Origin of the sequence: Actinoplanes sp. NPDC051851 (assembly GCF_040681165.1) — a bacterium.
In the GTDB taxonomy this organism is placed as follows: domain Bacteria; phylum Actinomycetota; class Actinomycetes; order Mycobacteriales; family Micromonosporaceae; genus Actinoplanes.
In genome coordinates, this window is the sequence record NZ_JBFAYF010000130.1 from 1 (window position 1) to 8,089 (window position 8,089).

General features: G+C 71.3%; 8 protein-coding genes. 6 read left to right on the forward strand and 2 right to left on the reverse strand.

Annotated elements, in window-relative coordinates:
* Positions 1-115: 115 nt before the first annotated feature.
* Positions 116-1,642, reverse strand: coding sequence for an alkaline phosphatase D family protein (locus AB0M08_RS46710; RefSeq protein ID WP_364508606.1), 1,527 nt, complete (start codon positions 1,640-1,642; stop codon positions 116-118).
* Between the two features lie 210 nt (positions 1,643-1,852).
* On the opposite strand from AB0M08_RS46710, the gene AB0M08_RS46715 reads away from it, so the two are divergent.
* From AB0M08_RS46715 to AB0M08_RS46740, 6 genes are all read left to right on the forward strand, one after another.
* Positions 1,853-2,797 (forward strand): STM4015 family protein, encoded by a 945-nt coding sequence (locus AB0M08_RS46715; RefSeq protein ID WP_364508609.1) that lies wholly within the window; start codon positions 1,853-1,855, stop codon positions 2,795-2,797.
* Position 2,798: 1 nt separating this feature from the next.
* Positions 2,799-3,863 (forward strand): STM4014 family protein, encoded by a 1,065-nt coding sequence (locus AB0M08_RS46720; protein WP_364508610.1) that lies wholly within the window; start codon positions 2,799-2,801, stop codon positions 3,861-3,863.
* A complete protein-coding gene (locus tag AB0M08_RS46725; RefSeq protein WP_364508613.1) occupies positions 3,851-4,636 on the forward strand; it encodes an STM4013/SEN3800 family hydrolase in 786 nt (261 codons plus the stop codon). The genes AB0M08_RS46720 and AB0M08_RS46725 overlap by 13 nt, the downstream gene beginning before the upstream one ends.
* Positions 4,633-5,907 (forward strand): STM4012 family radical SAM protein, encoded by a 1,275-nt coding sequence (locus AB0M08_RS46730; protein ID WP_364508616.1) that lies wholly within the window; start codon positions 4,633-4,635, stop codon positions 5,905-5,907. The genes AB0M08_RS46725 and AB0M08_RS46730 overlap by 4 nt, the downstream gene beginning before the upstream one ends.
* Positions 5,904-6,827, forward strand: a complete 924-nt coding sequence (locus AB0M08_RS46735; RefSeq protein WP_364508619.1) for an STM4011 family radical SAM protein — start codon at positions 5,904-5,906, stop codon at positions 6,825-6,827. The genes AB0M08_RS46730 and AB0M08_RS46735 overlap by 4 nt, the downstream gene beginning before the upstream one ends.
* Before the next feature lie 113 nt (positions 6,828-6,940).
* Positions 6,941-7,183 (forward strand): hypothetical protein, encoded by a 243-nt coding sequence (locus AB0M08_RS46740; protein ID WP_364508622.1) that lies wholly within the window; start codon positions 6,941-6,943, stop codon positions 7,181-7,183.
* Positions 7,184-7,354: 171 nt separating this feature from the next.
* On the opposite strand, the gene AB0M08_RS46745 is transcribed toward AB0M08_RS46740, so the two are convergent.
* Positions 7,355-7,744, reverse strand: a complete 390-nt coding sequence (locus AB0M08_RS46745) for a CBS domain-containing protein (protein ID WP_364508624.1) — start codon at positions 7,742-7,744, stop codon at positions 7,355-7,357.
* Positions 7,745-8,089 lie beyond the last annotated feature (345 nt).

Below are 8,089 nucleotides of genomic sequence, written 5' to 3' on the forward strand. Positions count from 1 at the left end.
TGGTACTGCACTCGGGAGGGTGTGGGAGAGTAGGACGCCGCCGGACTTAACTTCAGGAAAGGCCCACCCTTCGGGGTGGGCCTTTTCTTTTTGCCCTGGATTCCTTTGCCCGGGATCAGGCCTTCGTGATGCCGGGCCGGCCGTCGTGGATGATGAACGACTTGCGGGTGTGTACAGCGGCGTCCTTCTTCGAGACCGAGTCGATCGTGCGGAAGTCGGCGCGCATCTCGGTCGGGGTGACCGAGGCGAGGGTGTAGCCGCGGCGTTCCGAGTACCACCTGATGTGCGGGTTCTCGGCGGCGTACGGGGCGGTCTCGTTGCCGTTGCCGTTGCCGTCCGAGGTGATCGAGGTGCAGGCGAGCTCGGTGCCGATGACCGCGGAGTTCGGCTCGGCGTAGTTCGCCTTGAGGTCGTTCGCCCAGGCCCGGTGGGTGTCGCCGGTGAGGACCACCGGGTTGCGGACGTTGCGGTTGCGCCAGCCCTGCTGGAGGCGGGCCCGGGCGGCGCGGTAGCCGTCCCACGAGTCCATGTAGCCGCCGCCCTGCTCGTCGAACCAGCGGGCGAAGAGGATCTGCTGTGCCAGCACGTCCCAGCGGCCGTAGCGCTGGGCGAGCCCGTCGAGCAGCCACTTCTCCTGGGTGGCGCCGGTCATCGTCTGCGATGCCGCGTCGGCCGCACCGCAGACCTTCCACTCGTCGCCGCACGGCTGGTTCGTCCGGAACTGGCGGGTGTCGAGCATGTGGAACGTGACGAGCTTGCCCCAGCGGAGCCGGCGGTACAGGCGGATGCTGTTGCCGTCCGGCTTCGAGCGCGGGCGCAGCGGCATGTTCTCGTAGTACGCCTGGTACGCGGCGGCGCGCCGCTTCTTCCACTCGGCCGTGGTGAGGGCCGGCTTGTCGTTGGCCCGGATCATGCCGGCGTAGTTGTTCTCCACCTCGTGGTCGTCCGGGATGACCAGCCAGGGGGCGGCGGCGTGCGCGGCCTTCAGGTCCGCGTCGGTGTGGTACTGGGCGTACCGGCGGCGGTAGGACGCGAGCGAGACGATCTCCGCCTTGCCGGCGTGCGTACGGACCGCGTTCTTGCCCACGCCGGCCTCGTAGATGTAGTCGCCCAGGTGCAGGATCACGTCCGGGTGATCCTGGGCCATCCGCCGGTACGCGGTGAAGTAACCCGCCTCGTAGTGCGAGCAGGACGCGAACGCCATCCGCAGCGTGCCACCGTACGTGTCGAGCGCCGGGGTGGTCCGGGTGCGCCCGACCGGGGAGACGTGGCCCTTGGCCTTGAACCGGTAGTAGTAGACGTGGCCGGGCTTGAGTCCACCCGCGACGACGTGCACCGCGTGGGCGTCCCTGTGATGAGCGGTGACGGTTCCGTGGGCGACGATCGTCGAGAACTTCTCCGTGGTGGCCACCTGCCACTGGACGCTGACGTCCTTGGTGGACATGCCGCCGTGGCCGTCGGAGTCGAGCGGGGATGAGGCGAGCCTGGTCCAGAGGACCACGCTCTCGGTGTCGGGTTCACCGGACGCCACCCCGAGCGTGAAGGGGTTCGGCGCCTTGGCGCTGGCGAGAGAGGGGATGGCCAGCGCTCCGGCGGTGGCCGCACCACCGAGGAGGAGGATGCGGCGATCGATGCGCGTCATACCCAGGACGGTCCGGGGAGGACGTGAATACCCGGGGCGACCATCCGGAGTATCAGGTGACCAACCGGGCAAGAGATTGAAATTAGTCACTTAATGGTGGATCGCCGGGCACGGAACCCTACGTTGCGCAGGGATGAAGGAACAGGTGTTCTTGTCGGGGGGTCCTGCTACGGTCACGCCGCTGACATCCGGAACGGGAGGCCGACGGCGATGACGTTCAACGACCACTACGAGACGTTCGACGGCCTGCGGGTCGTCGAGTTCCCGCTGGAAGGGCCGCTTCCGGAGGTGACCGGCCCGGTCGCCTGGCGGGTGGCGCACTGGGACGTGGGCGACGAGGCGGAGGGCCGGGTGTCGGCGGAGTTCACCGCCGTCCTGGACCGGTTCGTCGACCTCGCGGGCGCGGAGACCACCCATCTGGTCATCGGAGCCTGGGGTTACGCCGCGGTGAACGTGGCGCCGCTGGAGCACTTCGCCGCCCTCGCGCCCCGTCTGCCGAGGTTGCGGGCGCTCTTCTTCGGCGACGTCACCTTCGACGAGTGCGAGATCTCCTGGATGAAGGTGGGCGACGTCAGCCGGCTGCTGGCGGCGTACCCGGCTCTGGAGGTGCTGCGGGTGCGCGGCGGTGAGGAGTTCGGCTTCTCGCCGGTGCGCCACGAGCGGCTGCGCGACCTGGCGGTGGAGAGCGGCGGGCTGCCGAAGGTCTTCCTGGACGCGGTGCTCGCCTCGGAGCTGCCGGCGCTGACCGGGCTGGAGCTCTGGCTGGGCGTGGAGGACTACGGCGGGGACATCACACCCGCGGACCTCGCCTCGATCCTCGCCGGCTCGGCCTTCCCGGGGCTGCGGCGGCTCGGGCTCCGGAACGCCGAGCACGCGAACGCGATCGCGGCGGCGGTGGCCGGCGCACCGGTCGTCCAGCAGCTCGCCGAGCTCGCCCTGTCGATGGGCACGTTCGACGACGAGGGGGTGGGCGCGCTGCTGGCCGGTCAGCCCCTGACCCACCTGGACGCCCTCGACCTGCACTTCCACTTCATGACCGGGGAGGGCTCCGCGTCGATCGTGGCGGCTCTTCCGGGCGTACGCGTGGACGTCTCCGACCCGCAGCTCACAGGCGGACCGCACGCGGGCCGCCGCTACACGAAGGTGTCCGAGTGACATGCGACTGACCGTGGTGGGCAACCCCGCGAACCGCCGGGTGCGGTCGTTCACCGAGGCCGCGCTCGCCGCGGGGCTGGACCGGCCGGCCGTGCTGCCCTGGCGTGACGTGCTGGCCGGGGCGGCGCCGCCGGAGTCCGGGCTGCTCCGGATCGACTCGCCGGGCGAGGACGCCGAGGTGGACGTGCTGCTCCGCGGGCCCGGTGCGCGGGCCGCCCGGGACGGCGAGATCCTCGGGTTCGCGGCCGCGCACGCCGGGATGGTCGCCGCGGCCACCCGGATCGCGTCGGGCGGGGCCGAGCCGCTGAACGATCCGGCCGACATTGCGGTGCTCTGCGACAAGCGGGACTGTCACGCCCGGCTGGCCGCCGCCGGGATCCCGGTGCCGGAGGCGCTGCCGCCGGTGCACGGGTATGCCCAGCTCCGGGCGGCGATGGCGGAGGCGCGCTGGAGCCGGGTCTTCGTGAAACCGGCGCACGGGTCGTCGGCGTCCGGCGTGCTCGCGCTCGCCGTGGCGCCGGGCGGGCGGATCCGGGCCGTCACCCCGGTCGAGCTGACGCCGGACGGGCTGTTCAACTCGCTGCGGCTGTCGGCGTACACGACCGAGGCCGAGGTCGCGACGATCGTCGACCGGCTCGCCCCGGACGGGCTGCACGTCGAGCGCTGGCTGCCCAAGGCCACCCTCGGCGACCGGGTGGTCGACCTGCGCGTGGTGGTGATCGCGGGGCGGCCGACGCACGCGGTGGTCCGGTCGTCCCGGAGCCCGCTGACCAACCTGCACCTCGGGAACGCGCGGGGGGACCTGGCCGCGCTGCGGGCGGCGGCCGGTCCGGCGGCCTGGTCGGCGGCGATGGCGACCTGCGAGCGGGTGGCGGCCCGCTTCCCGGGGAGCCTGCACGTCGGCGTCGACCTGATGTTCCTCTCCGGGTGGCGGCGGCACGCGGTCGCCGAGGTGAACGCGTTCGGGGACCTGATCCCGGGGGTGCTCTCCGAGGGTGGACGGGACACGTACGCGGAGGAGATCCACGCGCTGGTGAGTGGGCGGTGGCGGGCATGCGTGCGCTGATCGGGAGCCACGACCTGCTGATGGTCACCCTGGACACCCTGCGGTACGACGTGGCGGAGCAGCTGGCGGCCGAGGGACGTACGCCGAACCTGAGCCGCGTCCTGCCGGGCGGGCGGTGGGAGAAGCGGCACTCGCCGGCGAGCTTCACCTACGCCGCTCACCAGGCGTTCTTCGCCGGTTTTCTGCCGACGCCCGACGGGGCCGGGACGCACGAGCGCCTCTACGCCGCGGCGTTCCCGGGCAGCGAGACGTCGGGAAGCGATACGTGGGTCTTCGACGAGGCGGATCTGCCGACGGCGCTGGCGAAGGCCGGGTACCGGACGGTCTGCCTCGGCGGCGTGGGGTTCTTCAACCGGTGGGGCGCTCTCGGGTCGGTGCTTCCAGGGCTCTTCGAGCGGGCGTACTGGGAGCCGGGGTTCGGGGTGACCGCGCCGGACTGCTTCGGGGCGCAGCTCGACCGGCTGGCCGCGGTGCTGCCCGAGCTGGACGGCGACCCGCTGTTCACCTTCATCAACGTGGCGGCGATGCATCAGCCCAACCGGCACTACCTTCCGGGAGCGGCGGAGGACTCCTGGGAGAGCCACGCGGCCGCGCTGGAGTACGTGGACACCCGGGTCGGGCGCCTCGTCGAGCTGGTCACCGGCCGGGGGCGGCCGGTCTTCGTGATCATGTGTGCGGACCACGGGACGGCGTACGGGGAGGGCGGGCACACCGGGCACCGGATCGGGCACGAGGCCGTGTGGACGGTCCCCTACGCGGAGTTCACGCTGTGAACCCGTACCAGGGCTATCTCTACGCCTATCCGCACAAGACGTCGTACCGGCGGCTGGACCCGCGGCCCACGCTCGCCGAGGTGTGGCGTGACGAGCCACGGGACGCGCTCTTCCTCTACACGCACATACCCTTCTGCGAGATGCGGTGCGGGTTCTGCAACCTGTTCACCAGGGCGAACGCGCCGGCCGCCCAGGTTACGGCGTACCTCCGCAAACTCCGTGAGCAGGCGGAGAGGACGCCGGGCGGAACCATCGCGCAGGCCGCTCTGGGCGGCGGAACGCCGACCTATCTCGAAGCGGACGAGCTCGCCGAGCTGTTCGACATCGTCACCGGGACGATGGGCGCGCGGCTGCCGGGGATCCCGCTGTCGGTGGAGACCTCACCGGCGACCGCCACGCCGGAGCGGCTCGCGGTGCTGGCGGCCTACGGGACCACGCGGATCAGCATCGGCGTGCAGAGCTTCCTGGACGCCGAGGCGCACGCGGCCGGGCGGCCGCAGCGGCGCGCCGACGTCGAGCGGGCCCTCGGTGCGATCCGCGATGCCGGGATACCGGCGCTCAACCTGGACCTGATCTACGGGATCGACGGGCAGACCGCCGAGACGTGGCAGCGGAGCCTGGACGCGGCGATGGCGTGGCGGCCCGAGGAGGTGTTCCTCTATCCGCTCTACGTGCGGCCGCTCACCGGGCTGGGACGGCGCGCGGTCAGCCGGGCGGACTGGGACGCGCAGCGGCTCGCGCTCTACCGGCAGGGGCGTGACGTCCTGCTGGCCAACGGGTACCGGCAGGAGTCGATGCGGCAGTTCAGCCGCGGGCCGGCGGCCGACGTGGACTACTCCTGCCAGGACGACGGGATGATCGGGCTGGGGTGCGGGGCGCGGTCGTACACCCGTGAGCTGCACTACTCGTTCGACTACGCGGTCAGCGTCGGCGAGGTCCGGGCGGTCCTCGACGACTACCTGTCCCGGCCGGCGGAGGATCTCGCGTACGCGGAGGTGGGTTTCCGGCTCGACGCCGCCGAGCAGCGACGCCGCTGGCTGATCAAGTCGTTGCTGCGCGGCGAGGGCGTGGACGCCGCCGGATACGAGAAGCGCTTCGGTACGGAAGTACCGGGCGACTTCCCGGAGCTGGCGCGGCTCGTCGAGCGCGGCTGGGCGGAAGCCGGCGGACTCCGGCTGACCGCGGAAGGGCTGGCATACTCGGACGCGATCGGCCCGTGGCTGGTGTCGGCGACCGTGCGCCGGGCGATGGACGGGTACGTGAACCGGTGAATCCGCTCGCCGTCCTCTATCGCGGGCCGCTGGCCAGCTGCAACTACGACTGCCCGTACTGCCCGTTCGCGAAGCGGCACGATCCGCCGGAGCTGCTGCGGGAGGACCGGGCGGCGCTGGCGCGCTTCACCGGGTGGGTCGCTGCGACCACGGACGTACGGCTGTCGGTGCTCTTCACGCCGTGGGGCGAGGGGCTGACGCGGAGCTGGTACCGGGACGCGATGGTCACGCTCTCGCACCTGCCGCACGTGGAGCGGGTGGTGATCCAGACCAACCTGGCCGCCCGGGTGGACTGGCTGTCGTCGGCGGATCCGGGGAGCGCGGCGCTCTGGGCCACCTACCATCCGGGGCAGGTGAGCCGGGAACGCTTCCTCGGGCGCTGCGGGGATCTGCTGCGAGCGGGAGTGCGGTTCTCGGTCGGGGTGGTCGGGTTCCCGGAGCATCTCGACGAGGCGCGGGCGCTGCGTGCGGCCCTGCCGGCCGAGGTCTACCTCTGGGTCAACGCGGCCGAGGGACGCCGCTACACCGCGGCGGAGGAGGCCGTGTGGACGGAGCTCGATCCGCTGTTCGGGTACAGCGTACGGCCGCATCTCTCGCTCGACCGGGCCTGTCACGCGGGGGAGACGGCGATCTCGGTGCTCGGGGACGGGACGGTGCGGCGCTGTCACTTCATCCAGGAGCCGATCGGGAATCTGTACGACGGGTCGTGGCGGGGCGGGTTGCGGCCGCGGGGATGCGCCAACGCGGTCTGCGACTGCCATATCGGGTACGTGCATCTGAAGCCGCTCGGGCTGCGGGGCGTCTTCGCCGGTGGGGTGCTGGAGCGGATCCCGGCGAACTGGCCGGCCGGCCCCGTCCCGGAGGGCCTGTCACCCGGCTCTGTCGGCTCATGGACACCATCGGGTGCCGCGTCCGATTAGCGTCACTTTCGGGGCCGGAAGGGCGGGTTGAGGAGCGGACCAGGGGGAACAAAGACGACATAGCACTCTCAGGAACGCACTCTCAGGAACGGCACTCCCAGGAGAGGTGAGCGATGGCGACGATCCCGACCGAGAACCGCACCACCACTGAATTCGATGCCGACGGGAACGGGGCGACCGACCCGGCCGTTCCGCGGTCCCGGCTACGGCACGCGGTCACCGCTCCGGTCCGGCATCCGCGGCCGTCGGCTGCCGGGGCGCTCGCTGTCGTGGGCGCGGTCGCCGCGGTGGTCCTGCTCCTGCGGCGGCGGAACGCCCGTCGCCCGCAGCCGCGTTTCCGGCTGTTCCGTTCCTGACCCTTCGCCGGTGGCCCCGCTTCCCCGGCCGGCGGGCTTTGCTCTCCCGGTTGCCGGGCTTTGCTTACCCGGCTGGCGGGCTTTGCTTACCTGGCCGGGTGGCTTTGTTTCTCTGGCCGGTGACGCCGCCGCCCTGCTCTCGGGTGGCGGCGTCACTGTGCGCGCCGATCGTCAGCTGCGCTCTCCGGTGATGTAGTCGGCCAGGGTGCTGCGCTCGGTCTCGAGCTCGTCGATGCGGTGTTTCACGACGTCGCCGATGCTGACCACGCCGCTGAGCCGTCCGTCGACCACCACCGGGACGTGCCGGAAGCGGCGTTCGGTCATCAGTCGTTCCACGTCCTCCAGCTGGGCTTCCGGGGCCACCGTCCGCACCTGCGTGGTCTGGATCTCCGCTACCGGTGCTCCGAGGACGCCGGTGCCGCGTTCGGCCAGCGCGCGTACCACGTCCCGTTCGCTCACGATGCCCTCCACCGTGACGCCGTCCCGTGACACGACCACGGCGCCGATCCGGTGCTGCGCGAGTACCCCGATGAGCTCCTCCACGACGATCTCCGGCGTCACTGTGACAACTCGATCTCCTTTGACACGAAGAATGTCACTGATCCGCATCGCCCCTCCTCTCCCGTCCGTTTCGCGTACCCCTTCTATGCCGACTCCCACCGGTCCCTGTCAAGAGCCGCCGTCCGTCCGGCACCGCGGTGGGTGCCGGTTCTGCCACCCGAATCCCACACCCGGGGTCGCCACACCCGGGGTCGCCATGCCCGGGGTCGCCATGCCCGGGGTCGCCATGCCCGGGAAGGGTTCGCCAGCTGGGAGTGTCAAGAAAACGGTGTAACTCGATTTTTTGAAGGTCAGTTACGGCCTGTGGTGAGGCGTCCTTCGAAGGCAAGGTCGAAGGCGTTGAGG